General features: G+C 61.2%; 29 protein-coding genes and 1 tRNA gene. 9 read left to right on the plus strand and 21 right to left on the minus strand.

Annotation, left to right across the window (positions count from 1 at the left end):
* The first annotated feature begins 6 nt into the window (after window positions 1-6).
* Entirely contained in the window at window positions 7-663 is a 657-nt protein-coding gene (gene pyrE, locus M6F29_RS05105; protein ID WP_298157795.1) for an orotate phosphoribosyltransferase, read from the plus strand.
* Here the strand turns inward: pyrE and ptsP are convergent.
* The 12 genes from ptsP to M6F29_RS05165 all read right to left on the minus strand — a co-directional run bounded on the left by ptsP (window position 653) and on the right by M6F29_RS05165 (window position 10,904).
* Entirely contained in the window at window positions 653-2,380 is a 1,728-nt protein-coding gene (gene ptsP / locus M6F29_RS05110; protein ID WP_298157796.1) for a phosphoenolpyruvate--protein phosphotransferase, read from the minus strand. The genes pyrE and ptsP overlap by 11 nt on opposite strands.
* Window position 2,381: 1 nt before the next feature.
* The gene (locus M6F29_RS05115; RefSeq protein WP_297455380.1) at window positions 2,382-2,651 is read right to left on the minus strand and encodes an HPr family phosphocarrier protein; all 270 of its coding nucleotides are present in this window, start codon (window positions 2,649-2,651) and stop codon (window positions 2,382-2,384) included.
* Window positions 2,652-2,683: 32 nt separating this feature from the next.
* Window positions 2,684-4,003 carry a phosphate regulon sensor histidine kinase PhoR gene (phoR, locus tag M6F29_RS05120; RefSeq protein WP_298157797.1) on the minus strand — a complete coding sequence of 440 codons (1,320 nt, stop codon included), beginning with the start codon at window positions 4,001-4,003 and terminating at the stop codon, window positions 2,684-2,686.
* Window positions 4,004-4,073: 70 nt separating this feature from the next.
* Window positions 4,074-4,763, minus strand: coding sequence for a phosphate regulon transcriptional regulator PhoB (phoB, locus tag M6F29_RS05125; protein ID WP_297477447.1), 690 nt, complete (start codon window positions 4,761-4,763; stop codon window positions 4,074-4,076).
* Between the two features lie 112 nt (window positions 4,764-4,875).
* Window positions 4,876-6,030, minus strand: a complete 1,155-nt coding sequence (locus tag M6F29_RS05130; protein WP_298157798.1) for a THUMP domain-containing class I SAM-dependent RNA methyltransferase — start codon at window positions 6,028-6,030, stop codon at window positions 4,876-4,878.
* An 8-nt stretch (window positions 6,031-6,038) separates the two neighbouring features.
* Window positions 6,039-6,458 carry a CopD family protein gene (locus tag M6F29_RS05135; RefSeq protein WP_366525944.1) on the minus strand — a complete coding sequence of 140 codons (420 nt, stop codon included), beginning with the start codon at window positions 6,456-6,458 and terminating at the stop codon, window positions 6,039-6,041.
* A gap of 24 nt (window positions 6,459-6,482) precedes the next feature.
* Window positions 6,483-7,094, minus strand: a complete 612-nt coding sequence (locus tag M6F29_RS05140) for an alpha/beta hydrolase (protein ID WP_298157800.1) — start codon at window positions 7,092-7,094, stop codon at window positions 6,483-6,485.
* A complete protein-coding gene (locus M6F29_RS05145; RefSeq protein ID WP_298157801.1) occupies window positions 7,087-7,626 on the minus strand; it encodes a gamma carbonic anhydrase family protein in 540 nt (179 codons plus the stop codon). Before M6F29_RS05145 ends, M6F29_RS05140 begins: the two co-directional genes overlap by 8 nt.
* 38 nt (window positions 7,627-7,664) lie before the next feature.
* Entirely contained in the window at window positions 7,665-9,215 is a 1,551-nt protein-coding gene (gene ubiB, locus M6F29_RS05150; RefSeq protein WP_298157802.1) for a ubiquinone biosynthesis regulatory protein kinase UbiB, read from the minus strand.
* Window positions 9,215-9,796: a ubiquinone biosynthesis accessory factor UbiJ gene (locus tag M6F29_RS05155; RefSeq protein ID WP_297477382.1), complete on the minus strand. Its 582-nt coding sequence runs from the start codon at window positions 9,794-9,796 to the stop codon at window positions 9,215-9,217. The genes ubiB and M6F29_RS05155 overlap by 1 nt, the downstream gene beginning before the upstream one ends.
* Window positions 9,787-10,521 carry a bifunctional demethylmenaquinone methyltransferase/2-methoxy-6-polyprenyl-1,4-benzoquinol methylase UbiE gene (ubiE, locus tag M6F29_RS05160; protein ID WP_298157803.1) on the minus strand — a complete coding sequence of 245 codons (735 nt, stop codon included), beginning with the start codon at window positions 10,519-10,521 and terminating at the stop codon, window positions 9,787-9,789. The genes M6F29_RS05155 and ubiE overlap by 10 nt, the downstream gene beginning before the upstream one ends.
* 5 nt (window positions 10,522-10,526) lie before the next feature.
* Window positions 10,527-10,904, minus strand: a complete 378-nt coding sequence (locus tag M6F29_RS05165) for a gamma-butyrobetaine hydroxylase family protein (RefSeq protein ID WP_298157804.1) — start codon at window positions 10,902-10,904, stop codon at window positions 10,527-10,529.
* Window positions 10,905-10,965: 61 nt separating this feature from the next.
* Here M6F29_RS05165 and M6F29_RS05170 point away from each other — a divergent pair, with 61 nt between their 5' ends.
* From M6F29_RS05170 to M6F29_RS05180, 3 genes are read left to right on the plus strand one after another with little or no spacing between them, the layout of a single operon-like run.
* Window positions 10,966-11,640, plus strand: coding sequence for a YggS family pyridoxal phosphate-dependent enzyme (locus tag M6F29_RS05170; protein ID WP_298157805.1), 675 nt, complete (start codon window positions 10,966-10,968; stop codon window positions 11,638-11,640).
* A 1-nt stretch (window position 11,641) separates the two neighbouring features.
* Entirely contained in the window at window positions 11,642-12,445 is an 804-nt protein-coding gene (gene proC, locus M6F29_RS05175) for a pyrroline-5-carboxylate reductase (RefSeq protein WP_298157806.1), read from the plus strand.
* Window positions 12,445-13,017, plus strand: coding sequence for a YggT family protein (locus M6F29_RS05180; RefSeq protein WP_298157807.1), 573 nt, complete (start codon window positions 12,445-12,447; stop codon window positions 13,015-13,017). The genes proC and M6F29_RS05180 overlap by 1 nt, the downstream gene beginning before the upstream one ends.
* Here the strand turns inward: M6F29_RS05180 and rng are convergent.
* From rng to M6F29_RS05215, 7 genes are all read right to left on the minus strand, one after another.
* Window positions 13,010-14,464: a ribonuclease G gene (rng, locus tag M6F29_RS05185; protein ID WP_297455353.1), complete on the minus strand. Its 1,455-nt coding sequence runs from the start codon at window positions 14,462-14,464 to the stop codon at window positions 13,010-13,012. The genes M6F29_RS05180 and rng overlap by 8 nt on opposite strands.
* Window positions 14,465-14,475: 11 nt before the next feature.
* Window positions 14,476-14,946, minus strand: coding sequence for a 23S rRNA (pseudouridine(1915)-N(3))-methyltransferase RlmH (gene rlmH / locus M6F29_RS05190; RefSeq protein ID WP_297477393.1), 471 nt, complete (start codon window positions 14,944-14,946; stop codon window positions 14,476-14,478).
* Window positions 14,943-15,365, minus strand: coding sequence for a ribosome silencing factor (gene rsfS / locus M6F29_RS05195; protein WP_298157808.1), 423 nt, complete (start codon window positions 15,363-15,365; stop codon window positions 14,943-14,945). Before rsfS ends, rlmH begins: the two co-directional genes overlap by 4 nt.
* Window positions 15,362-16,015, minus strand: coding sequence for a nicotinate-nucleotide adenylyltransferase (nadD, locus tag M6F29_RS05200; RefSeq protein WP_298157809.1), 654 nt, complete (start codon window positions 16,013-16,015; stop codon window positions 15,362-15,364). The genes rsfS and nadD overlap by 4 nt, the downstream gene beginning before the upstream one ends.
* Complete coding sequence (locus M6F29_RS05205) at window positions 16,012-17,277, minus strand: glutamate-5-semialdehyde dehydrogenase (RefSeq protein WP_298157810.1); 1,266 nt, start codon at window positions 17,275-17,277, stop codon at window positions 16,012-16,014. Before M6F29_RS05205 ends, nadD begins: the two co-directional genes overlap by 4 nt.
* A gap of 217 nt (window positions 17,278-17,494) precedes the next feature.
* Window positions 17,495-17,797, minus strand: a complete 303-nt coding sequence (locus M6F29_RS05210) for a type II toxin-antitoxin system RelE/ParE family toxin (RefSeq protein ID WP_298157811.1) — start codon at window positions 17,795-17,797, stop codon at window positions 17,495-17,497.
* Window positions 17,782-18,015 carry an addiction module protein gene (locus tag M6F29_RS05215; protein ID WP_297455518.1) on the minus strand — a complete coding sequence of 78 codons (234 nt, stop codon included), beginning with the start codon at window positions 18,013-18,015 and terminating at the stop codon, window positions 17,782-17,784. Before M6F29_RS05215 ends, M6F29_RS05210 begins: the two co-directional genes overlap by 16 nt.
* A 105-nt stretch (window positions 18,016-18,120) precedes the next feature.
* On the opposite strand from M6F29_RS05215, the gene M6F29_RS05220 reads away from it, so the two are divergent.
* The 5 genes from M6F29_RS05220 to M6F29_RS05240 all read left to right on the plus strand — a co-directional run bounded on the left by M6F29_RS05220 (window position 18,121) and on the right by M6F29_RS05240 (window position 21,186).
* Window positions 18,121-18,273 carry a hypothetical protein gene (locus M6F29_RS05220; RefSeq protein WP_298157812.1) on the plus strand — a complete coding sequence of 51 codons (153 nt, stop codon included), beginning with the start codon at window positions 18,121-18,123 and terminating at the stop codon, window positions 18,271-18,273.
* Window positions 18,274-18,454: 181 nt separating this feature from the next.
* A complete protein-coding gene (locus M6F29_RS05225) occupies window positions 18,455-18,688 on the plus strand; it encodes a hypothetical protein (protein WP_298157813.1) in 234 nt (77 codons plus the stop codon).
* A complete protein-coding gene (locus tag M6F29_RS05230) occupies window positions 18,688-19,269 on the plus strand; it encodes an ATPase (RefSeq protein ID WP_298157814.1) in 582 nt (193 codons plus the stop codon). Before M6F29_RS05225 ends, M6F29_RS05230 begins: the two co-directional genes overlap by 1 nt.
* Complete coding sequence (locus M6F29_RS05235; RefSeq protein ID WP_298157815.1) at window positions 19,269-20,639, plus strand: ISL3 family transposase; 1,371 nt, start codon at window positions 19,269-19,271, stop codon at window positions 20,637-20,639. The genes M6F29_RS05230 and M6F29_RS05235 overlap by 1 nt, the downstream gene beginning before the upstream one ends.
* Window positions 20,640-20,847: 208 nt before the next feature.
* Window positions 20,848-21,186, plus strand: coding sequence for a BrnA antitoxin family protein (locus M6F29_RS05240; RefSeq protein WP_366525945.1), 339 nt, complete (start codon window positions 20,848-20,850; stop codon window positions 21,184-21,186).
* Window positions 21,187-21,437: 251 nt separating this feature from the next.
* Here M6F29_RS05240 and M6F29_RS05245 read toward each other — a convergent pair.
* Both M6F29_RS05245 and M6F29_RS05250 read right to left on the minus strand, forming a co-directional pair.
* Window positions 21,438-21,513 (minus strand) — tRNA-Glu (locus M6F29_RS05245).
* A 194-nt stretch (window positions 21,514-21,707) separates the two neighbouring features.
* Window positions 21,708-22,047: chloride channel protein (locus M6F29_RS05250; protein ID WP_298157817.1), on the minus strand; the 340-nt coding region annotated here is incomplete at its 5' end.

The following is a 22,047-nucleotide window of genomic DNA, read 5'->3' on the forward strand; positions in this document are numbered from 1 at the left end:
ATGGGGGTGAGTGATTTTTCCGAGCGTTTCATCGCCTTTGCCGTGGAACGGCAGGTGATTCGGTTTGGTGCGTTCAAGACCAAGGCGGGGCGCTTGTCGCCCTATTTTTTCAACGCCGGATTGTTCAATACGGGGGCGGCCCTGGCCACCCTCTGCGAATTTTATGCCGATGCCATCGAGGCGCAGGCGCCTCCCTTCGATCTTCTCTTCGGGCCTGCCTACAAGGGGATTCCGCTGGTGGCAGGCATTGCCATGACGCTGGCGCGGCGGGGAAGGGATGTGCCTTTTGCCTACAACCGCAAGGAAGCCAAGGATCATGGCGAAGGCGGCGTCCTGGTGGGGGCGGACCCGCAAGGGAAACGCGTACTGATCGTGGATGACGTGATTTCGGCCGGGACCTCCGTGCGCGAATCGGTGGTTCTGCTCAACCAGGCCCAGGCCGTTCCGGCGGGGGTGGTGATTGCCCTGGATCGCATGGAACGCGGCCAGACCGAGCGCTCGGCCACGCAGGAAGTGACCCGCCAATGGGGGCTCCCGGTCTGTTGCGTGGCGACCCTCGAGCATCTGGTGGCCCATCTGGACCGGGATCCGACCCAGGTCGAGACGCTCCGGCATTTGCATGCCTACCGCCGGCAGTACGGGGTCGGCGGACCTACTGGTTGAGGCGGATCAGGATTTCCTCCAGCTTGTCGGGATCGTGGGTGGAGAGGATGCGCCTGACCGGGCTCTGGAGGTCGGCCAGGCTGGTTTTCAGGATGACCTGTTTGACTTCGGGCAGATGGGCGGGATGCATGGAGAATTCGCGCAGGCCGAAGCCGAGGAGCAAACGGGTCAGAGTGGGGTTGCCAGCCATTTCGCCGCATACGGCGATGGGTTTTCCGGCTTTCCGGGCCGTGCGCAGGGTGTGGGCAATGAGCATCAGGACGGCGGGATGGAGCGGGTCGAAGAGGTGGGCCACGGCGTCGTCGGTGCGGTCGATGGCCAGGGTATACTGAATCAGGTCATTGGTGCCAATGGACAGGAAGTCCAGTTTGTCCAGGAACAGGGGGAGAGCCAGCGCGGCTGCGGGAACCTCGATCATTCCGCCAATGGGGAGATGAAGATTGAAGGGGACGGCTTGCTGGGTGAGTTCAGCCTTGGCCTGTTCCACCAGAGTCAGGGTCTGGAGCAATTCGGAGCGACTGGACAGCATGGGCAGGAGCATCTGGACCTGGCCAAAGTGTGAAGCGCGCAGGATGGCGCGGATCTGGGTCAGAAAGATCTGGGGTTCGGCGAGACAGTAGCGAATGGCCCTCAGCCCCAGTGCCGGGTTCAGGGTCGAAACGATGCCGCTGGGTTCCACGGGTTTGTCGGCGCCGATGTCGAGCGTGCGAATGGTGACCGGCAAACCCCGCAGGGCTTCGGCGACCTGTCGGTAGGCATGAAACTGTTCTTCCTCGCTCGGCAGGCTGGAGCGGTTCATGAACAGGAATTCGGTGCGGAACAGGCCGATGCCCCGTGCGCCGCTTTTTTTGACGGCATCCACGTCGCCGGGCAGTTCGATATTGGCGAGCAACTCGATCGGCGTGCCATCCAGCGTGGTGGCGCGGGTGGTGCGCAGGCGCTTCAGTTTCTGCCGTTCCAGGGACCATTGTTCCTGACGCAGGCGATACTCGGCCAGAATCTGGTTGTCCGGGTTCACGATCACGACCCCGGCCATTCCGTCCACGATCAGGAGTTCTCCCTCGCGAATCATTTGCCAGGCATGGTGAAGGGCCACGACCGAAGGGATGCCCAGACTGCGGGCCAGAATGGCGGTATGGGAGGTCGCACCGCCAATGTCGGTAATGAAGGACTGGAACGGGTGTTCCTTGAACAGGACCATGTCTGCCGGACTCAGGTCGTGGGCCACCAGAATCCGGTCAGCCGCCTCATGCTGGGCGGGCAGGTTCGGCGCAGGTTGTCCGGTCAGCGCCTTGAGCAGGCGTTCGCCCACCTGCCAGATATCGTCCCGACGCTGGCGCAGGTAGGGATCTTCCATCTGTTCGAACTGGTTGATCAGATGATCCAGTTGTTGTTTCAGCGCCCACTCGGCATTGCACCCCTGTGTTTGAATGCACTGTTTGGGGGTGCGTGCCAGCATCTCGTCCTTCAGGATCAGTCGGTGCAGTTGCAGGAAGGTTGCCATTTCGGCAGGAGCGCCTGGCGGGATTTGCCGTTCCAGTTCCTCGAGTTCCCGGGTGACCTGATGGAGGGCCTGTTCGAAGCGCTGAATCTCGGCGGGTCGCTGCTCGGGAAGCACGATGTAATGGGTGACTTCCAGGGTGGTTTGGGAGAACAGGTGCGCCCGTCCGATGGCAATGCCGTGGGCGACTGCACTGCCATGAAGCGCGAAACTCATTTCATTCGCCCTCGTCGAAACGGTTCTCGATCAAAGTGGTCAGCGCCTGGAGCGCTTCCGCTTCCTTTTCCCCGCGTGTTTCCAGCTTGATCCAGCTGCCACGGCCTGCCGCCAGCATCATGACGCCCATGATGCTCTTGGCATTGACCTGTCGTCCATTGCGTTCGATCCGGACCTCGCAGGGATAGGCCGAGGCGATTTGCGACAGTTTGGCGGAAGCACGGGCGTGGAGCCCAAGTTTATTGATGATCTGGATATCCTGGGAAGGCATGGCGGGTCTCTGGGAAAAGTCCCTCCATTCTATCAGGGCGCCGCGCTTTCGGGCAGTCCCAGACGATGGGCCGGAAAACGAAGGGCAAAGCTACTGCCTTCGTCCGGTTGGCTGTCGATGGTGAGGGAGAGATCATGATGCAGGGCGATTTGCTTGACGATCGACAATCCCAGGCCCGTTCCCCCGGTGTCCCGGGAGCGGGCCTGATCTACCCGGTAGAACCGTTCCGTGAGACGGGGGATGTGTTCGGCAGAGATGCCAATACCCGTGTCCTGCACCGCAAAGATTCCCTCGCCCCCTTCCTCGCGCCAGGACAGCGTGATTCGTCCGCCCGGTGGCGTGTAGCGGATCGCATTGGCCACCAGGTTACCGAAGGCGCTCGCGAGTTCCGATTCGATCCCCAGCAGGGTGCGCTGATCGAAGTCCCCCTGGGTATCGACGGTATGCTGACCCCGGCTCAACTGGCTTGCCATCTGCAGCATTTGGGTGAGCAAGGCAGAAAGGGGGATGGGGGTGAGCGGCGCGACTCCGGTCTGGCTTTCCAGGCGGGACAGGGAGAGCAGTTCTTCCACCAGTCGGCGCATCCGGTCGGTCTGGGTTTCCATGGTCTGAAAAATGCGTTTCCGGGTGGCGGACGGCAGTGATCCGCTGTTTTGCAGGGTTTCGATGAACCCCCCCACCACGGTGAGGGGGGTGCGCAGTTCATGGGACACATTGGCCACGAAATCGCGCCGCACCTTTTCATCCCGTTCCCATTGGGTGATGTCCTGGGTGACCAGCATGCGTTCGTCGATGCTGTAAGGAATGAGTTGCAGGGCCAGGGAGAGGTCCTGCTGGGCGCGTCGGTGCAGGGTGAAGCGCTGGTCGGGAGCGGGTTTCTGGTCCAGGAAGTTCTGGAACTCGGTCTGGCGGATGAGATAGGGCAGACTTTGCCCCCGATCCTGTTCCAGATGAATCTGTAAATGGGCTTCTGCGGCCGGGTTGCACCAGAGGATGCGGTGGGTCTGGTCAAGGATCACGATGCCGCTGGGCAGCAGGGTCAGGGCCTGCTGGAAACGATCGATGGCCTCCTGGCGGCGGATCTGGTCCTCATCGATGCGCCGTTCCAGGGAATGCAGACGCCCGAAAACCTGTTCCCAGGTTCGTCCCGGCTGGTATCCCGGGGAGAGTTTCTGTTCCTGGAGCCAGCGGTGCAGGGCTTGCAGTTTCCAGGCGTCCCGCGCGGCCACGGCCCCCATGAACAGGGCCAGCAGTCCCAGGCCCCAGGCCCAGCCCCAAAGGGCCGTGATCCCGGCACACAGGACCAGGACCGTGACGAGGACTCCCAGAATGTATCTGACAAACGACCGCATGATTCGCCAACCTGCAAAAACTGAAAATCAGAGAGTACACCCTCGCCGGGGTGGCGGGTGAGTCATCCGTTCAGACGAGAGCCGTCAGGCGATAACCCGCCCCCCGGACGGTTTGCAGGAACCGGTCATGGCCGGTGGTTTCCAGGGCAGAGCGGAGACGACGGATGTGGACGTCCACCGTGCGTTCCTCGATGAAAACGTGATCCCCCCAGACGTGATCGAGAATCTGGGTTCGGGAATAGACCCGCTCCGGGTGGGTCATGAAAAAGTGGAGCAACTTGAACTCGGTGGGTCCCAGAGGGATCTCCGCGGTTCCTGCATGAACCCGGTGGGTGGTAGGGTCCAGGGACAGGGTCTTGAAGAGGACCGGATCCTCCGTCATCTGGGGTGCGCGCCGACGCAACACGGCCTTGATGCGCGCATTCAGTTCCCGGATCGAGAAGGGTTTGGTGATGTAATCATCCGCGCCGGATTCCAGTCCGAGCAGTTTGTCCGCTTCATCGACCCGTGCCGTCAGCATGATGATCGGGACACGCTGGGTCCGCTGGTGGGCGCGCAGGCGCCGGACCAGGTCCAGGCCGCTCATGCCGGGTAACATCCAGTCCACCAGGATCAGGTCGGGAAGCATGTCCTGCACGCGCGAAAGGGCCTCCAGTCCGTCGGAGGCCACCTCGGTTTCGTGACCGGCCTGAGCCAGGTTGAGGGTAATCAGTTCCTGAATGGCGACTTCATCTTCCACGACCAGAATATGGGCTCCCAAATTCGCCTCCATAGGGGGAATCAAATCAATATGCGTGTCCATGAGGAGGTGTTATACGCCCTTCATGTGACTGTCATATTACAGCAAGCGGTGGACGCGCCCGCCCTTTCCTTCAGGTGCGATTTGATCCCTGAATCAGGGGAATGCGGAACAGGCGACATTCGAGCGCGCCATTGTAGAGCGGGGTTCGGCGCGCGACCTTGAGACGCAGGAATTTGGGAAGCGTCAGGTCGGCGCTGAACAGGCAGGCCGTCCAGCCGGCATAACGCTGCTTCAGGGTATTGCCCAGTTCAGGGTAGAACAGGGACAACTCGGCTTGTTCTCCGAGTCGTACTCCATAGGGCAAGTTGCTGAGCAGCAGCCCCGAAGGACAGGGCGGGGAAGATTCCAGGACATTGACCTGCTTCAGGGTCACGCACTCTTCCAGTCCGTCCGCGGCCAGATTGAGACGGGTGAGTTCCAGGGCGTCGCCCTTCAGGTCCCGGCCCCACAGGGGCAAGGCGGTGGGGGGCAGGACCCGGGCCCGGGCTTCCTCGAGCAGGGCGGGCCAGTGTTGGGCCACCGGCCACGAACGCAGGTGCTCAAAGGCGAAGGAACGGTTCAATCCCGGTGCGCGCTGCAGACTCTGGGCCGCCGCCTCCAGCAATATCGTGCCTGCCCCGCAGAAGGCATCGAGCAGGGGCAGTCCGGGTTGCCACTGGGCCAGGGCCAGCAATCCCGCCGCCAGATTGCGTTTCAGGGGGGCCTCCCCTCCCTCCGGCCGCGCCCCGCGTTTGAACAGCGCATCGCCGGAGGTATCCAGGGAGAGGGTGAAATGGGTGGCATCCAGAAACAGATGGACGCGGATCTCGGGCTGATGGGTGTCGATGGAAGGGCGCTGACCCTGCTGTGCGCGAAAATGGTCGCAGATGGCATCCTTGATGCGGAGCGTGGCAAAATCCAGGCTCCGCAGGGGCGAATGATGGGCCCGGGTGTCGACCTTCAGGGTTCGTTCCACGCAGAACCAGTCGCTCCAGGGCAGGCGCACCGCCTGATCGTAGAGTTCCTGTTCGGAGCGATAGGTGCCCCTGGCCACTTGCCAGAGCACCCGGCTGGCGAGGCGGCTTTCCAGATTGACGCGCATGGCCAGGCGGTAACTTCCCGTGAAACCCACCCCGGAGTCCCGGGGTTCGACGTTCCGGGCGCCCAGGGAAGCCAGTTCCTGGGACAGTACGCCTTCCAGCCCGCGCGGGCATGGGCAGAAAAAGAAAGGGTCGGAAGGATTCATGAAGAGACTCAGAAGGGTTTGAAGACCACCAGAATGACCACGGGGATGAGCACCAGTACCGGAAACTCATTGAACCAGCGGTACCAGACATGGCCGTGGGGATTCTGGTCCCGGGCCAGGGCCCTGACCAGGGCGCCACACCAGACGTGGTAGGCCACCAGCAGGGTCACGAGGGCCAGTTTGGCATACAGCCAGCCGCCCCGGTCATCCAGTCCGAAGGCCATGAACAGGCCGGAAAGGAGGGTGAACACGCCCCCGGGCGTGGTGATGCCCCAGAATAACTTGCGCTCCATGATCTTGAAGCGTTCCCGCCCCAGGGTATCCGATTCCGGGCATTGCGCGTGATAGACGAACAGGCGGGGGAGGTAAAACAGCCCGGCAAACCAGGTTACCATGGCCATGATGTGGAAGGACTTGATCGAAAGCAGCAGCACGGGTTTCTCGGAGGCAGATTAGGAACGACAGACCAGACTAACCCAGTTGCGCAACAGGATCAAGCGTTGGTGAAAGAAATGGTCGGCTCCGGGGACCACCAGGACGGGGAGATCCTGCGGTTCAGCCCAGCGCAGCACGTCCGTCAGGGGCACGGTGGTATCCCGTTCTCCGTGGATGACGAGGGTCTGGGGCGGGACGGTCCCCACCGGGAAATGGCCCACCGCAGGGGCCACCAGAACCAGACGCTGGCAGGGCAGGGTGCGGGCCACTTCCGTCATGACGAAGGCGCCAAAGGAAAAGCCGCCCAGCAGCAGCGGGACGCCGGCGGTTTCCTGCGCGGTCAGCGCGTGGAGGGCCAGCCAGTCCTCCGTTTCGCCGGGTCCCTGCGTGAAGTTTCCGGCGCTCTTGCCCACCCCCCGAAAGTTCATGCGCCAGGTGACGCAACCCAGGCCGGTGAAGGCGCGGGCCAGCGTCTGGGTGACCTTGTTGTTCAGGGTGCCGCCAAACAGCGGGTGGGGGTGGGCCACCAGGGCCAGACCGCGGACCGGCCCCGGGGGCCGGTCGACGACGGTTTCCAGAAGACCGGCGGGGCCGGGAATCAAACGGGTTTCGGAGGAGAACTCACTCATGGGCGGGCGGGTCGGGGAGACGCACGCAGGTGTGCCGGAATTGTTCGGCACGGTTCACGTACACTTCGGCATTCTGCGCCAGTCCGGCAATCTCCTGCTCGTTCAGGGTGCGGATGACCCGCCCGGGACTCCCCACCACCAGGGAGTTGTCGGGGATCTGCTTGCCTTCGGTGATCAGGGCATTGGCGCCGATCAGACAGTTTTTGCCGATGACGGCATGATTCAGGACCACCGCCCGGATGCCGATCAGCGAACCAGCGCCCACCGTACAGCCATGCAATACGGCGCCATGTCCGATACTGACATTTTCTGCCACGCTGAGGGGGGCCCCGGGGTCGGTATGGAGCAGTGCGCCATCCTGCACATTGCTGCGCCGTCCGATGTGAATCGGTTCATTGTCGCCGCGCAGGACTGCCTGGCACCATACGCTGGCCTGGTCCTCCAGAACGACCTTGCCGATGAGGGTGGCACTTTCCTCGACAAAGGCCGAGGGAGAAACTTGAGGGGCGTCTGAGCCCAGACGATAGCGCATAGTCGGTCATCCATGAGGTTGAGAAGATTAAGGGGGCGCTAATTGGCTGGACCATCCATCCAGATCATCCAGGCCAGCGCCAGCAAAATGCCAAACAGGATGCCCATGCCCGTCATCAGGAAGATCATCCAGCGCTGGGTCTGGCGATGTTGCTGACGCAACCGCGCCACTTCGCCGGTCAGGGCGTTTTGCTGGACACTTTCCTCGAGGGCGCGATGGACCAGACGGGGGAGTTGGGGAACCAGGGTGACCCACTGTCCGCCTTCCCGTTTGACGGCCTTGATCAGCCCACGCCAGCCCACCTGTTCGCTCATCCAGCGTTCCAGGAAAGGTTTGGCGGTTTTCCACAGGTCCAGTTCGGGGTCGAGGTCCCGTCCCAGTCCCTCCACATTCAGCAGGGTTTTTTGCAGCAGGACCAGTTGGGGCTGGATTTCCATCTGGAAGCGGCGGGAAACCTGAAAGAGGCGCAGCAGCACCTTGCCGAAGGAGATTTCGCGCAGGGGTTTGTCGAAAATGGGTTCGCAGACCGAGCGAATGGCCGATTCGAACTCGTTGGCGCGGGTCTGGGCAGGTACCCATCCGGCTTCGATGTGGGCCTCGGCCACCCGTTGATAATCGCGTTGAAAGAACGCCAGAAAATTCTGTGCCAGATAGTTTTTATCCTCGGCGGTCAGGGTGCCGATGATGCCAAAATCCAGGCCGATGTAACGTCCGTCCTCGGCCACCTGGATATTGCCCGGATGCATGTCGGCATGAAAAAACCCATCCCGGAACACCTGGGTGAAGAAGATCTCCACGCCGTCCCGCGCCAGTTTGGGAATGTCCACGCCCTGGGCACGGAGCCGGTCCACCTGGCTGATGGGCATGCCGGACATGCGTTCCATGACCATCACCCGGGTATCGCAGTAATCCCAGTAGACCTCGGGGATGATGAGCAGACGCCGGTCAGAAAAATTACGCCGCAACTGGCTGGCGTTGGAGGCCTCCACCATCAGGTCCAGTTCGTCGGACAGGTGCTTGCGAAATTCGGCCACCACCTCTACCGGGCGCAGACGCCGGGCTTCCTTGAACCCGTATTCGAGCAGCCGGGCCAGGGTGAGCATGAGGGCGACATCGCGCTGGATGATGCGATCCACCTCGGGGCGCAGAATCTTGACCGCCGCTTTTTTGCCGTCCTTGAGAACGGCAAAATGGACCTGGGCCACGGAGGCACTGGCGATGGGCGTGACATCGAATTCGGCAAAGACCTGGGCCAGCGGACGCCCATAGGTTTTTTCCAGGATCCGGATGGCGTCCTCTCCGGGAAAGGGCGGCACCTGATCCTGGAGGCGGGCCAATTCGTCGGCGATGTCGGTCGGAATCAGATCCCGCCGGGTGGAGAGGGCCTGGCCGAATTTGACGAAAATGGGCCCCAGGCGCTCCAGGGCCAGGCGCAGGCGCAGGGCGCGGGGCGTGCTGAAACGGCGCCAGAACAGCAGGGAGCGGCTGAGGCGGCGCAGGGGGCCCAGGCGGTCATGGGCCAGCACCAGTTCGTCCAGACCGTAGCGCAGGACGACGTAAAAGATGAAGACAACCCGCCAGATCCGCATCAGCGTAGTCTGCCCAGGCGTTGTTCCAGGCGTCCGAGGTCTTCATCCAGTTGGTGGACTTGCCGGGCGAAATGTCGGGCCTGGGCCTGACTGGGGAGCAGGTGGATTTCTTCCGTGGCGTATTCCTGGAGCATGCACCGGGAACGGGACAGCGTTTCCCGCGCCCAGGCGCCACCCTGTCTCAGAAGAAGGCCCAGGCGATGGGCGCTCCGGTCGCCCACCGCCCGGCTCAGCAATTCCTCCAGATCCGGGCGGAAATGTCGGGCCAGAAACCCGATCTCGGTGGCCAGGGCGCTGTTCCCGGAAAGATGCAGGTGGTGGAGCGCCTCTGCGGGGCGCAGGAGCAGCAGCGGCAGCGCAGAGGGCGACAGGTCGAGGGTCAGGGCGGGCACGGGCGGGCGTTCCCGGTTCAGCACCAGGGAACCGCGCTCATCGATGGTAAAAAACAGGGTCCAGGTGCCCACGTTCAGGACGAGCGTCTGTCCGGCAAAGGGACGAAGCCGTTCCAGCGCCCAGGGCGCTGTATCCAGCAGGGCATGAAGTCCGCGCGATACGATCCGGGCCGGGTCTCTCATCCCCATTTGTAGCCTCGGTGCAGGGCCACCACGCCGGCACTCAGGTTGAACCATTCGACGTTTTCGAAGCGCGCCTGGGTCATCAGGGCGCCCAGGGTTTCCTGGTCGGGATGCATGCGGATGGATTCGGCCAGGTACTGGTAACTTGCCTCGTCGTTGGCGATCCATCGGCCAATTCTGGGAATCACCTGAAAAGAATAGAGGTCGTAGAGGGGCTTGAGCGGTTCCCAGACCCGGGAGAATTCCAGGATCAGGGCACAACCGCCCGGTTTCAGGACCCGGTACATTTCTTCCAGGGCCCGCTCCTTGTGGGTCATGTTGCGTAGCCCGAAGGCCACGCTGACGCAATCGAAGTAAGCGGTGGGGAAGGGTAACCGTTCGGCATCGCATTGCAGGGTGGGAAGCAGGAATCCCTGGTCGATGGCCCGGTCCCGTCCCCGGCTGAGCATGGCAGGATTGATGTCGGTCATCACGACCAGTCCTTCCCGGCCGGTTTTTTTTGCAAAACCCCGGGCCAGATCCCCGCTGCCCGAAGCCAGGTCGAGGACGCGTTGCCCGGAACGGACGCCGGATACCTGCAGGGTGAACTTCTTCCAGAGGCGGTGCATGCCGACCGACATGAGGTCGTTCATCACGTCGTAGCGGGAAGCCACCGAGTCGAAAACCGCAGCGACCTTGCCGGCCTTTTCATCTTCTGCGACGGATTGGAAACCGAAGTGGGTGTCTGTCATGATCGTCAGTGGGCATCGCGGCTGGCGCCGGCCGCTTCCATCCGGTTGAGGTAGTCGGCCCAGTATTCCTCCTGGTTGATGCCCAGATCGAGGAGGTAGTCCCAGGAGTAGATGCCGGTATTGTGCCCGTCGGTAAAGTGCAACTGGATGGCGTATTGTCCGACCGGGATGATTTCCTGGATGCCCACCTGGCGTTTCCCGGTCTGCAGGGTCTCCTGGCCGGGGCCATGCCCCCGGACTTCGGCCGAGGGAGAATACACCCGGAGAAACTCGATGGGAAAGTGATACTGGCGGCCGTCACTGAAGGTGATGTCAAGAACGCGCGTGGCCTGCTGGAGGGTGATTTCCGTGGGCCAGGGAGTGTCTGGAGTCAAACCTGCCATAACCATTCTCCGCGATAAAGGTTAAAATCTCAACCTGTGATGATACCCTAAATGGTTTGTAATGTTCGATGTCTCAAGTTGGCAGCAGATCCAGGCGTACCTCGTTCCCTTCCGGCGGCACCGGGAAATCCGGGTGATCGCGGTGAGCAAGGGGCAGGGGGCGGCCCAGATTTGTGCCGCCGCCGAGGCAGGGGTTCGTCTGTTCGGTGAAAGTTATGTCCAGGAAGCCCTCGGGAAGCAGGCGCAGGTGGGACGCGCCGACCTCGAGTGGCATTTCATCGGGCGCATCCAGCGCAATAAAACCCGGCTCATCGCGTCACACTTCCACTGGGTTCATGGCGTGACAGAGGAGGGTCAGGCCCGGCGCCTGTCCGAGGTCCGGACGGGAGACGGTCGGCCTCCCCTGCCCATTTGCCTGCAGGTCAACGTGAGCGGGGAAGCCGGCAAGGGAGGGGTCAGTCCGGCCCAGCTTCCGGATCTGGTCGAGGCGGTGGTGCAGATGCCGGGGGTGACCCTGCGTGGCCTGACGGCGCCTCCGGCTCCCCTGCGGGGGGACGAAGCGGCTACCCGCCATCACTTTGCGGCGCTGCGCCAGCAACTGGAATCCCTGCGCGCGGCGGGCCATGTCCTGGATACCCTGTCCATGGGGATGTCGGGAGATTATCCGCTGGCACTGGAAGAAGGCGCTACACTATTGCGACTGGGAACGATTTTGTTCGGACGGCGGGAGAATTGAAATGAGTATTCTGTTTGTGGGCGGGGGCAACATGGCGGCGGCGCTGATCGGGGGGCTGGTGGCCCATGGTCAGGCGCTTTCCGATATCGCCGTGGTCGAAGTGAATGAGCAGACTGCCGCGCAGTTGAGTGCCCGCTGGGGGATCCGGGTGTATGCCACCGTGCCGGCGGACCTGGGGGGGGCCAGCACGGTGGTTCTGGCCGTCAAGCCCCAGCAGATGACCGAACTTCTGGGCGGTTTCCCCGCGCTGCCTGCCGTGACCCTTCTGGTCAGTATCGTGGCGGGCTGGACCACGTCGCGCCTTTCTGCCGGACTGAAGGGGCATGCCAACCTGGTGCGTGCCATGCCCAACACCCCTGCGTTGATCCAGGCCGGGGTGACCGGACTCTTTGCGCTTCCCGGGGTTTCCGAAGAGGATCGGGCGCGGGTCCAGGCCATGATGCATGCCGTCGGGAGCGTGCACTGGTTGACCCGGGAATCCCAGATGGATGCGGTCACGGCCTTGTCCGGCAGCGGTCCGGCCTATGTATTTTATTTGATGGAGATCCTGCAACAGGCAGCGCTCGATCTGGACCTTCCGGCAGAAATGGGAAATGCCCTGGTGCTGGAAATGGTACGGGGTGCAGCGCTTCTGGCGTGTTCTGAAAAGGATGCGCCAGCCCGGTTGCGTCAGCGCGTCACCTCTCCGGGGGGAACCACGGCGGCAGCGCTGCGGGTGCTCGAGGAGGGCGCCTGGGCGCAGGTGATGAAACAGGCCGTGCAGGCGGCGGCCCAGCGTTCGCGGGAACTGGAGGGTGCGGTTTGATGATCGATTGGGGCAGGTCGCTGGTGGATCTGGCGGGTACTTTTTTTGCCAGCATGGCCGTATTGCGCTATCTGCTGGAAGGAGGGGGGGCGAAGCGTCCCAATCCGCTCATGAAACTGGCGGTGACCTCGACGGAGTTTGCCTTGCACTGGATTCGTCCGGTCCTGGCTGCCCTGCCGGGGCGGGACCGCTCCGCTCTGTTCTGGGCCTGGTTCCTCGACCTGGTCGTGGTCCTCTCCCACCTGAGTCTGCAAGTGCTGGGATCGGAAGGGGGGCAGTGGCATTTGCTGCCCTGGGGCATGGCGCTGGCGCTGGTGGAGGTGGTGCGCCAGATCCTGTATGTCTGGATGGCCGCCGTGTTTTTGCTGGCCGTGCTGAGCTGGATCAATCCCTACAGCCCGTTGCTGGGGGCCGTGGAGGGGTTGGTTCGCCCTTTTCTGGGGGTGTTGCGGCGCTTCATCCGTCCCCTGGGGAGCATCGACCTGAGCCCCGTCATCCTGATGCTTTTCTTTCAGTTTTCCCTGACGGTCGGGGTGGGGGGGCTGGAAATGCTGGTGCAGCGTCTCATGTGAAGATGACGTCGTACTGTTCCTGGTTGGGATCGTTCGAGGTCTGCAGGGTGATGGGTTTTCCGATGAAGTCGCTGACATTGGCCAGCGTCTGGGATTCCTCGTCCAGAAAGAGGTCGGTGACCAGCGGGTGGGCGATGATGCGAAACTCCCGTGCGTCGTATTGGCGGGCAACGCGCACGATCTCGCGCAGGATTTCATAACACACGGTCTGCGGGGTCTTGAGTTGGGCGCTGCCCCTGCAACAGGGGCAGGGTTCGCACAGCACATGGGCCAGGCTTTCGCGCGTGCGCTTGCGGGTCAGTTCGATCAGGCCCAGGGAAGTAAACCCGTTGACCGTGATGCGGGTACGGTCCCGTGCCAATGCCTTGCGAAATTCCTCGAGAATGGCCTGCCGGTGTTCTTCCGTATCCATGTCGATGAAATCGACGATGATGATGCCCCCCAGATTGCGCAGGCGCAGTTGACGCGCAACGGCATGGGCTGCCTCGAGGTTGGTCTTGAAAACGGTTTCATCGAAGTTGCGGTGCCCCACGAAACCGCCGGTATTGATGTCGATGGTGGTCATGGCTTCGGTCTGGTCGATGATCAGGTAGCCGCCTGATTTCAGGTCGACCCGACGTGACAGGGCCTTTTCGATTTCCTCTTCGACGCCGAACAGGTCGAAGAGCGGGCGGGCTCCGCTGTAATGCTCCAGGAAGGGAAGTGCCTGCGGACAGTAATGTTGGGCAAACTCCACCAGTTTGGCGTGATTCTCCCGGGAATCCACCATGATCCGGTCGGTATCCTCCATGACGAAGTCGCGGATGACCCGCTGTCCCAGGCTGAGGTCCTGATACAGAAGGTAGGGGGCCGTGGCCTGACGACAGGCTGACTGCAATTCGGTCCAGAGTTGGGTCAGGTACTCCAGGTCATGTCGGAGTTCCTTGTCGGAGGTGGATTCGGCCACGGTTCGGACGATGAATCCGCCCTGGGTGCAGCTGGGAATCAGGTTCTGAAGGCGTTCGCGCAGGATTTGCCGTTCATCTTCACTTTCGATCCGTTGCGAGACGCCGATATGATTTTCCTGGGGGAGATAGACCAGATAACGGCCCGCGATGCTGATCTGGGTGGAGAGACGGGCGCCCTTGGTGCCGATGGGGTCCTTGATGACCTGAACCAGGAGGGTTTGACCTTCTGAAAGGGTCTTTTCGATGGGGCACGGGGGGTTGTCCACATGCCGCGGGGTCCAGATGTCGCCGACGTGGAGGAAAGCCGCCCGTTCCAGTCCCAGGTTGACGAAGGCCGATTGCATGCCCGGCAGGATTCGGGCCACCCGTCCCCAGTAGATGTTGCCCACGATACCCCGCGCCGAGGACCGTTCGACGTGAATTTCCTGGGGAACGCCCAGTTCCATGATGGCCACGCGGGTTTCCTGAGGAGTGATGTTGACCAGGATCTGATTGTTCACGGATGTCTTCCTCAACTGTCTCGATGATAAGGGTGACCTTTCAGGATCATGACGGCACGGTAGAGTTGTTCCACCATCAATACGCGCGCCAGACCATGGGGCAAGGTCATGCGCGAGAGCGCCAGCGGCGCGCGCGAGTGCTCAAAAATGCGGGGATGAAGGCCGTCGGCACTGCCGATCACAAAGGCCAGCGAGTCCCCGGCCTGCTGGGCTTGCTCCAGTTTCCCGGCCAGTTCCAGGGTGGTCCAGAGGGCGCCCCGTTCATCCAGTGCATGGAAGGGGGTATTGCCCAGGGCGGCCAGAAGATCGTCTGCCTCCCGGGCCAGCAGTTGGGTGCGCGTGCGCCCGTCCTGGCGGGGGGCGGCCTTTAGTTCCACCACCTCCAGGGGGAATTCCCGGGGCATGCGTGCCTGGTAGGTCCGGGAAGCATCGGTGACCCAGGCGGGCATGCGCTGGCCCAGGGTGAGCAGGCGCAATTTCAAGGAGCGGGGTCCCCGACCTGGGGCGATGCCGGCCTGAGGGGGCCTTTCCACAGGGAAGACAGGTCATAGAAATCACGAACGGTAGGTTGCATGAGATGGACGATGATGTTGCCCAGATCCACCAGGATCCATTCGCCGCTTCGCAGGCCTTCCATGCCCAGAACCCTTGCTCCGGCGTCACGCACTTCGTCGGCCACATGGTGTGCCAGCGCGCGGGTCTGGCGGGTGGAATCGGCGCTCGCGATGACCAGGGTGTCGAACAGACTGGTCAGCGCACGAACATCCAGCACTTCGATATTCTTCGCCTTGATGTCTTCGAGAGCGTTGAGTACGGTGGGCAGCAGGGAACCTGAAACGGCGGGCGAGGAAACGGGTTCCGGGGAACCCGCGGGGACGGAGGGAGACAGGGATGCGTTCATGAGCGGGGGCGGTATAAGTGGTGGGTTTCGATGTAATTCAATACAGGCGGGGGCAACAAACCCTCCAGCGAGGAAAGGGAGTGGGCCAGGGCGTGGCGGATCTGGGTCGAGGAAATGGGGACGGGAGGCATTTCAAGGCGAATCATCCGTCCGCCCGGCGAGTTCTGGAGTTCTGCCACACTGCCCTGCCGCGCATCCCAGGCTTCGCGCAGAGCGGGGCTGAGGTGTTCGACGGGCAGGTCGAACCCCGGGCGGCACAGCACGACCACATGGGCCAGTTCGAGCACCCGCGTCCATTCCTTCCAGGTGGGGAGGTTGAGGAAGGCATCGCTGCCCAGAATCAGGCAAAAGGGTTGGTCGCTGCCATAGGATGCGTGCAGTTCCTCGAGCGTGTCCAGGGTGTACGTCGGGGTAGGACGGCGGACTTCCCGCGCATCCACCTCGATGAAGGGTTGCTGGACCACGGCCAACTCGGCCATGTGCAGACGGTCTTCGGCGGAAGCGCGCGGTTGCCGTTGCCAGGGAAACCCGGCCGGGATCAGCAGGACCTTGGACAGATCCAGTTGGGCGCGGGCGAATCGGGCCATGGCCAGGTGCCCATCATGGATCGGGTCGAAGGTCCCGCCCAGTACACCAATCATGGATTTCATCCGGTGCGGATTTCCCCGTGCCCCAGCACGATATATTTCTGGCTGGTCAATCCTTCCAGGCCAACGGGGCCGCGTGCATGCAGTTTGTCCGTGGAAATGCCGATTTCCGCCCCCAATCCGTATTCAAAGCCATCGGCAAAGCGGGTGGAGGCGTTGACCATGACGGAACTGGAATCCACTTCGCGCAGGAAACGTTGGGCATGTTCCCAATGGTTGGTGAGAATGGCATCGGTATGCTGGGAACCGTAGCGGGCAATATGGTCGAGGGCGGCGTCCAGGTCGGGCACGACCCGAATGGACAGGATCGGGGCCAGGTACTCGGTGGACCAGTCTTCCTCGGTGGCGGGAAGGGCCTGGGGAATCAGCGCGCAGGTCGTTTCGTCGCCCCGCAGTTCCACGCCTTTGGCCAGATACAGGGCGGCGAGGGGGGGCAGGAGGGACGGGGCGATGGCCTGGTGCACCAGAAGGGTTTCCATGGTGTTGCAGGTGCCATAGCGTTGGGTCTTGGCATTGTCCGCCACGCGCAGGGCCATGGGAATGTCCGCGTCGGCATCGACATAAGTGTGGCAGACGCCATGCAGGTGTTTCAGGACCGGCACCCGGGCCAGGGCTGAAATGCGCTCGATCAGTCCTTTTCCGCCCCGCGGGACGACCACATCCACCCACTGGGTCAGGGTGACCAGAATGTCCACGGCGGCACGGTCGGTCATGGGCAAGACCTGGATCAGGTCGGCGGGGAGCTGGGCAGACTCCAGTCCTTCATGCAGGGCGCGGGCAATGGTCTGGTTGGAATGGTGTGCTTCGGAACCGCCGCGCAGGAGACAGGCATTGCCCGCCTTGAGGCAGAGACCGGCGGCATCGGCGGTGACATTGGGACGGGACTCGTAAATGATGGCGATGACGCCGAGCGGGACCCGCATTTGCCCCACCTCGATGCCCGAGGGACGGCGGGTCAACCCGTTGATCGCACCCACCGGATCAGGCAGATCCGCAATCTGTTCCAGGCCGATGGCCATGGCTTCGATGGATTTGACGGTCAGGGTGAGGCGCTCGATGAAGGCTGCATCCTGCCCATGAGCCCGGGCATTGGCCACGTCCTGCGCATTGGCTTGCAGGAGTTTTTCCTGATCCCGGCGCAGAATCCGGGCCGCCGCGCGCAGCGCCTGATTTTTTGCCGCCGTGCTGGCGCGTGCACCGAGCCGGGCGGCCTGGCGGGCCCGCTGCCCCAAAGCATCGAGTTGAGCGAGAAGTGCTGCGTTCATGAGCCGAGATACCCAAAAATATGATGTAGATTCACGACGCCATTATAGGAGGTTACGGCTCTTTCCGCCATGAGCCTGCATCGATGCGGGTCTGCCCATTATCCCGGGTTGAGCGCACCCAACTTCAAACGTGAGCGCGATCCTGCAGCGCTTCAGGCGTCCAAACGACTCTCACGCCTGCTTCGCCACGGCAGCACGCTGAGCGGCGAACGTGGCTTCAACCTCTTCGGCTTTGAGGCCAACGGTTCGGATTGCGAGCATCGTGCAACACAGCTAAAATGTGCACGAGATCACCCCGCACCGCATAAAACAGACCATAAGGAAACCGGGGAAGGAGGGCTCGGCGAACACCGGGAATTACCTCAGCGTAAAGTAGCGGTGCCTGCTCAAGCCGTTTTAACTGTAATTCCACCGCCGCAATGAATTCCTCACCGAGTTCGGGGGTTTGCAATTCGTACCACTCTTGAGCCTCGCCAGTTTCGCGCAACGCGCGCCGAGAAAATTTCAGGCGGAAAGCCATGAACCATCTTTAAGTCGTGACTTGACTTGGTCCCAGGAATAACCCGCTTCCGGGTTCTCCTCAAATTCCTTCAAGCGTGCTTCGAGCTCAGCCTTTAATGCCGGAGAAACTTCCACGGCTTCAGGAACCGCTGCAACGCTGTCCCAAATGAGTTCAACGAGACGGATACGTTCCTGTATTGGAAGCCCAAGAATTTCGGTAATAGAAAACCTGTTCATGTCGCAGATTGTACTCTTTTCGAAGCAAGCCTTCATCATTCCCTTATTGCAGCGTCCTGATATGGCTCAGTTCCGGACCAAGGTGCACGCGGAGGCGCGACCGGTATGAGCGAAAATCGCCTGACCGACTACCTGGACCATATGCAGCAGGCTGCTACCGATGCCTGCGGCTTCGATGTGGTGTGGGACACCGTGCAAACGGCGCTGCCAGAGTTGCTAAAACATCTGTCTGAATTGGAAAGAAAATATCCAGGTTAACTGAGTTAGACATCACGTATGACCTACCGGGGTATCCGATTTTCGTGATTGATTTTTCTCTTTTCGACCCCGATGTTAATGTCTGTTAAACCGTGTTATGTGATTGACGACCTGGGTCTTGTTTCAGTATACTGATTCCGTGTTTTGTGATTTATCAGATAAACCGGCAGGAGGCCGTGATATGCCTACAGCAGCCCGCACCGCCACCGAATCCTTCCTTGACTCCCCCGAGTTCGAGGCTGCCCTTGCCAACGACGACGGCCAAGCGGCTAAGGAACACTTGGCCGCCGGCCGCCCCATCTACTACGGTGATGATCGCTACCCGGAGGGATTGATCAAGGAATACCCGGACGGCCACAGGCAGCTTATCGCCGTCAGCGCCGAAGGCAAGGTCACTGTCATCCGGCAACTCTAATGCCTCAGTTTTGGGTCGTTGCTGGTCCAAACGGCGCCGGCAAGACGACGGTTGCGGATCGTTGGCTGGCACCGCGCATCCCAGTCGTTTCTCCCGATTCCATCGCCGCCAGCCACGGCCTGAGCCCTATTCAGGCTGGCAAAGCGGCTGTCCGTGAGGCAGACCGACTGCTGGCGGCAGGCGAGAACTTCGCCATCGACACCACCCTCGCCGGCAACAGGGAGTTGACGTTGATGAAACGTGCCGCAGACGCGGGCTACAAGGTCAACCTGATCTTCATCAGCGTCAGGAGCCTGGAGCTTTGCCAAACCCGTATCCTGGAGCGCATCGATGGTGGAGGGCATGCCGTGCCGCCCAGCGACGTGGCCCGCCGCTACCAGCGTAGCCTGGACCATCTTGCTGTTGCTATCGACCTGGCGGACCGGGTGTTCGTGCTTGACAACACCGGCAAGAAGCGACGGCTGTTGTTCTCCATCGAGCATGGCCGGGTGAAGCACCTTTCCAATCGGCTCCCGGCTTGGGCCAATGCCGCGATCCCAAGCCACCTCATTCGTTCCAGAGGCCACGACTTCGGCCGCTAATGCCCACCAATATCCTTAACCTTCCGGCCTACAATATTACGGCGTTCGAAGAGAACGACCATGATTACCATGTCAGCGCCGAGACGGTCACCATTCCAGCGCTATGCCCCCACTGCCGTTCCGACAACCTGGTGGGTTTCGGCCGCCGAGAACAGATGGTGCGAGATCTGCCCATGCACGGCAAGCGCGTGGGGCTCTATATCGATACCCGCCGCTACCGCTGCCGGGCCTGCACCAAGACCTTCTACGAGACCTTGCCAGAGGTCGACGAGAAGCGCCTGATGACCAAGCGCCTTACCGGCTGGATGGGCAAGCAGTCTATCAAGCGCACCTTCGCCAGCATTGCCGAGGAAGTGGGCTGCACTGAATTTACCGTCAGATCCGTCTTCAGCGACTATGTGAATGAACTGGAAAAAACCATCCGCTTTGAGACTCCGAAGTGGATGGGCATTGACGAAATCCACCTCATCAAGCCGCGCGGGGTGATTGCCAACATTCAGGACAACACGATTGTCGAGCTGCTACCCAACCGGAACAAGGACACCGTGGTCCGTTACCTGTCCAGATTGGACGGGCGGGATCGCATTCAGTACGTGGCCATGGACATGTGGCAGCCCTGCCGGGATGCCTGCCAGTTCGTGATCCCCCAGGCCCAGGTCATCATCGACAAGTTTCATGTGCTGCGGATGGCCAACGAAGCCATGGAAAGGGTCAGGAAGGGCCTGCGGGAACGACTGACGCCCAAGCAAAAGCGCGGCCTGACCCATGACCGATGGGTGCTGCTGAAGCGCGAGCAGGAGCTTTCCGACAAGGAAGCACTGCACCTGTCCGGCTGGACCAGGAACTACGACGAGTTGGGCATTGCGTACCGGCTCAAGGAGGACTTCTTTGGTATCTACGAGGCCAAGTCCCAGGACGAAGCCCAGGGCCGCTACATCGCCTGGAAGCGGGGTCTGACGCCGGAGGTAGCGCCGGCCTTCTTCGATCTGGTGCATGCCTGGGATAACTGGAACCCGTGGATTCTGGGCTATTTCGACCACCCCATCACCAACGCCTATACCGAGAGCCTGAACAGTCTGATCCGGGTGATGAACCGCCTGGGTCGGGGTTACAGCTTTGAGGCGCTGCGGGCCAAGATACTGTTCTCTGAAGGCGCCCACAAACACAAGAATTCCAGGCCAAAGTTCGAGTGGAAGGAGCGCCAGCCGGCTTCCAACACCAAGGCATTCGTCATGGATTTTGAGGGACCGATAGTTGGGTTTATGGGGGTTGGGACGATGAAAAAAACAACACCATCAACACATCCGGAGAAAAACTACGGGGCCGATATATCAACACTCATCCAACTTGTTGAGGCAGGTGAACTTTGAGCCAATATCAATCACGAAAATCGGATACCCCGAATATGTAGGTTATATTTGACACGGCCATTTCTTGTTTATACAATAAAGGGGATGAGCTATGAATTTGACCCAGCCAAAAACGAAAGCAACCTCGACAGACATGGTTTGTTGTTGGTCGAAGCAGACGGCTTTGAATGGGAAACTGCCGTGGTTCGCGAGGACACGCGTAGGCAGTATGCCGAAACTTAAATCTGGGACGATCATCCCCACGCTCGATGAGACCGTGGCCATCGATGCGGGTATTGCGTCTGACTCTGATGCTCGTGAACTTGAGGCCGAATGGTTTTCACAAGCCAAACCCGCCAGCGAAGCATTTGCGCCTGAAACCTATACCGCGCTGGTCGCCATGAAACGCCCACGCGGTCGCCCAAAGGCAGACGAAACCAAGGTCTTCACCGCGATTCGTCTGGATGCCGATCTTTTGGAAGCCTTCAAGGCCACCGGAAAGGGCTGGCAGACCCGCGTGAATGCTGCCCTGCGTCAGTACATCGCAGAACATCCTATTATCCGATAATCATTGCCCCACACTCCAGGCCATGGATAAGGCTGGCATGGAAACTCTAGCTGAAGAAGAAAAGGCTCAAAAATTCCTCAGTCGCGTGACCGAGAAGGATGTGCGGAACCTGCTCAAGCGGTATCCGAAAACCTTGAAGCATCAGATCAGAGCCGGGTTCAAGACTTCATCCATGGGGTGGTGGCGTCCGTCATTCTGGACCCGGAGACCCGTACAGGCGAGATTAGATACCGTCTCGATTGGGGTTTTGCTGGCGTCCCCACGGGGATTCGAACCCCGGTTACCGCCGTGAAAGGGCGATGTCCTAGGCCTCTAGACGATGGGGACAGACACCTCGAAAGGTCAACATCTTTTGATCGATGTTGTAGAGAAGCGCAATTCTATCTGACTTTTGCTGGTTTGCCAAGAGGGTGTGAGCAGTGTTGTCGGCGCGAAGTGAAAATGTTCGATTTTCCTGTTTCTGGCGCCAGTCTGGAATTTTCGGACAGGTCCTGTGGTGGTCGAAACTCCCCCTGCTGGCTTCAGAAAGAAATGGTGGGTGGACTTTGGGTGGGGTGGTCCGTCGGAATCGAGCGCGCGTAAATGGAGGGCGGGTGCAGGACGGAAGAAACGTAATGACCGGCCAGACTCGCCACCAGCAGCGCAGGGACAAGCCCGTAACCGGACGTCATTTCGCTGACCATCATCACCGCCGTCAACGGAGCGTGAGTCACGGCAGCCAGAAACGCGCTCATGCCCACCAGGGTAAAAGCAGTCAACGAAGTTTCCGGCAGAAAAGTTTGGGCCACATGGCCAGCCAGCGTTCCGAGTGCAGCCCCGATAAACAATGTGGGCGTGAACACCCCCCCCACCGCTCCTGAA

Origin of the sequence: Ferrovum sp., assembly GCF_027317285.1 — a bacterium.
Taxonomy (GTDB): Bacteria; Pseudomonadota; Gammaproteobacteria; order Burkholderiales; family Ferrovaceae; genus Ferrovum.

Excerpts from the sequence above, each read along its gene's own strand:
- M6F29_RS05155 (WP_297477382.1), bottom strand. The coding sequence starts at position 9,796 with ATGGGGATGAGAGACCCGGCCCGGATCGTATCGCGCGGACTTCATGCC.
- nadD (WP_298157809.1), bottom strand. The coding sequence starts at position 16,015 with ATGAAATCCATGATTGGTGTACTGGGCGGGACCTTCGACCCGATCCAT.
- M6F29_RS05225 (WP_298157813.1), top strand. The coding sequence starts at position 18,455 with ATGCCTACAGCAGCCCGCACCGCCACCGAATCCTTCCTTGACTCCCCC.
- M6F29_RS05140 (WP_298157800.1), bottom strand. The coding sequence starts at position 7,094 with ATGAGTGAGTTCTCCTCCGAAACCCGTTTGATTCCCGGCCCCGCCGGT.
- ubiB (WP_298157802.1), bottom strand. The coding sequence starts at position 9,215 with ATGCGGATCTGGCGGGTTGTCTTCATCTTTTACGTCGTCCTGCGCTAC.
- M6F29_RS05215 (WP_297455518.1), bottom strand. The coding sequence starts at position 18,015 with ATGAACAGGTTTTCTATTACCGAAATTCTTGGGCTTCCAATACAGGAA.
- ubiE (WP_298157803.1), bottom strand. The coding sequence starts at position 10,521 with ATGACAGACACCCACTTCGGTTTCCAATCCGTCGCAGAAGATGAAAAG.
- M6F29_RS05145 (WP_298157801.1), bottom strand. The coding sequence starts at position 7,626 with ATGCGCTATCGTCTGGGCTCAGACGCCCCTCAAGTTTCTCCCTCGGCC.
- M6F29_RS05205 (WP_298157810.1), bottom strand. The coding sequence starts at position 17,277 with ATGAACGCAGCACTTCTCGCTCAACTCGATGCTTTGGGGCAGCGGGCC.
- phoR (WP_298157797.1), bottom strand. The coding sequence starts at position 4,003 with ATGCGGTCGTTTGTCAGATACATTCTGGGAGTCCTCGTCACGGTCCTG.
- M6F29_RS05210 (WP_298157811.1), bottom strand. The coding sequence starts at position 17,797 with ATGGCTTTCCGCCTGAAATTTTCTCGGCGCGCGTTGCGCGAAACTGGC.
- M6F29_RS05115 (WP_297455380.1), bottom strand. The coding sequence starts at position 2,651 with ATGCCTTCCCAGGATATCCAGATCATCAATAAACTTGGGCTCCACGCC.
- ptsP (WP_298157796.1), bottom strand. The coding sequence starts at position 2,380 with ATGAGTTTCGCGCTTCATGGCAGTGCAGTCGCCCACGGCATTGCCATC.
- M6F29_RS05235 (WP_298157815.1), top strand. The coding sequence starts at position 19,269 with ATGCCCACCAATATCCTTAACCTTCCGGCCTACAATATTACGGCGTTC.
- M6F29_RS05170 (WP_298157805.1), top strand. The coding sequence starts at position 10,966 with ATGTTCGATGTCTCAAGTTGGCAGCAGATCCAGGCGTACCTCGTTCCC.
- rsfS (WP_298157808.1), bottom strand. The coding sequence starts at position 15,365 with ATGAACGCATCCCTGTCTCCCTCCGTCCCCGCGGGTTCCCCGGAACCC.
- proC (WP_298157806.1), top strand. The coding sequence starts at position 11,642 with ATGAGTATTCTGTTTGTGGGCGGGGGCAACATGGCGGCGGCGCTGATC.
- M6F29_RS05240 (WP_366525945.1), top strand. The coding sequence starts at position 20,848 with ATGCCGAAACTTAAATCTGGGACGATCATCCCCACGCTCGATGAGACC.
- M6F29_RS05180 (WP_298157807.1), top strand. The coding sequence starts at position 12,445 with ATGATCGATTGGGGCAGGTCGCTGGTGGATCTGGCGGGTACTTTTTTT.
- M6F29_RS05220 (WP_298157812.1), top strand. The coding sequence starts at position 18,121 with ATGAGCGAAAATCGCCTGACCGACTACCTGGACCATATGCAGCAGGCT.
- M6F29_RS05230 (WP_298157814.1), top strand. The coding sequence starts at position 18,688 with ATGCCTCAGTTTTGGGTCGTTGCTGGTCCAAACGGCGCCGGCAAGACG.
- M6F29_RS05165 (WP_298157804.1), bottom strand. The coding sequence starts at position 10,904 with ATGGCAGGTTTGACTCCAGACACTCCCTGGCCCACGGAAATCACCCTC.
- M6F29_RS05130 (WP_298157798.1), bottom strand. The coding sequence starts at position 6,030 with ATGAATCCTTCCGACCCTTTCTTTTTCTGCCCATGCCCGCGCGGGCTG.